This is a genomic window from uncultured Leptotrichia sp. (assembly GCF_938036635.1).
Lineage (GTDB): Bacteria > Fusobacteriota > Fusobacteriia > Fusobacteriales > Leptotrichiaceae > Leptotrichia > Leptotrichia hongkongensis.
The window spans coordinates 1-1,432 of sequence record NZ_CALHQO010000344.1 but is presented as its reverse complement, the minus strand read 5'-3'; the positions used below and the strand labels follow the sequence as shown (position 1 = coordinate 1,432).

General features: G+C 27.8%; 2 protein-coding genes. Both read left to right on the top strand.

Annotated features, from left to right (window positions below):
- Positions 1-1,035, top strand: a 1,035-nt coding sequence (locus tag Q0370_RS06815; protein WP_299573791.1) for a helical hairpin domain-containing protein, incomplete at its 5' end; no start/stop codon positions are given.
- A gap of 103 nt (positions 1,036-1,138) precedes the next feature.
- On the top strand, positions 1,139-1,366 hold the full coding sequence (locus Q0370_RS06810) for a helix-turn-helix domain-containing protein (RefSeq protein WP_020998542.1): 228 nt from the start codon (positions 1,139-1,141) through the stop codon (positions 1,364-1,366).
- Positions 1,367-1,432 lie beyond the last annotated feature (66 nt).

The window sequence follows — 1,432 nt, the reverse complement described above, 5'->3', positions numbered from 1 at the left end:
ATCATAAACATCTTAGAATTTTTACTTCCGAAAATGAAGAATATGAATGAATTGATTCAACGAGCAGAATTTTTTGGATTAAAAATAATTCCGAAAGAAAAACATGTTCAATTTGAATTTGATGAGATTAAGATTTCAGAGCAGGAATTGGTAAAAGCTAATCGGTATAGTGTTAGTTATTTTCAAGACTATTTTAATAACAAAAATGAATCTGTTGTCTTAGATAATAAAAATTTAGTTGAACTTTACAATGAAGAAAAGCTAATTAAAGAAAAAGAGTTGCCGACAGAAGAGGTGGTATGGAAATCCTATCAAGATTTCAAGAGAAATAGGGATGCTGTTCATGAGTTTGAAGTAGAGTTGAATCTTAATCAAATAGAAGAAGTAGTAGACGATGGAATTTACATTAAGGTACAGTTTGGTATCCGACAAGAAGGACTTATTTTTGTACCAAATATTCAAATCAATATGGAAGAAGAAAAAGTTAAAGTATTTCTCAGAGAAACTAGTTCTTACTATGTATATCATAAAGATTCAGCAGAAAAAAATCGCTTTATGAAAGGTAAAACTTTGATTAGGCAATTTAATCTTCAGTATGAACCGCAGTATATGTATAGAAGAATTCCTCTTAGCAAAATTAAAGAAAAAATAGAACAATTAGATTTTCTTATATCTGCGGAAAATAGTTCGAATGATTTTGAAGATATAACAAATGATTTCATTGCCCAAATATCATATCTAGAGAATATGATTGAACAAGTCCAAAATAAAATTGATGATTTAACTAATTTAGAGGAAGTATTGTTGAATAATACGGCAAATAGTTCTAGCAATTTAGAAAATAGTATTCAAGGTAAAAGTTCAGTAGATACAATAGAGAAGGATTTATACATATATAAAGGAAAGATTGAAACACTGAAGGAACAAAATAGAGAAGCAATAAATTTATTTGAAATGTTTAATAAAACAATAAAGAAATATAAGGAAAAACATAATATGAAATCTATTAAGGAAAATGAGATACATTTAGAGTAAACAGTTTCCTAAAAAGTATATATAGAATAGTTTCATGTTCCAATTTGTCACATATTTAAAAATAAGAAAATAACTATATTATACTTGTTTTAGGAGACATTGGATGTTGAAAAGGATTAGAGATTTACGCGAGGATGATGATTTGACACAAGAATATGTTGCAAAAACAATCTTAAATTGTACAAGATCAGCGTATTCTAAAATGGAATCAGGTACCAGGTTAATCTCTATAGATGACCTTATCAAACTTGCAGATTTTTATAATGTAAGTTTAGATTACCTTGTAGGTCGAGTGGATAATAAAGAAGACTATTACTCCAAAAAGTATTAGGTTAAGAAAGCACATTGACAATTGAATAGTCCAAAATGGTACTTTCCTCATTTGTGGAGCAGTTTT

What these genes read in the sequence shown, in the direction of transcription:
- Q0370_RS06810 (WP_020998542.1), top strand. Translation starts at nt 1,139, where the DNA reads ATGTTGAAAAGGATTAGAGATTTACGCGAGGATGATGATTTGACACAA.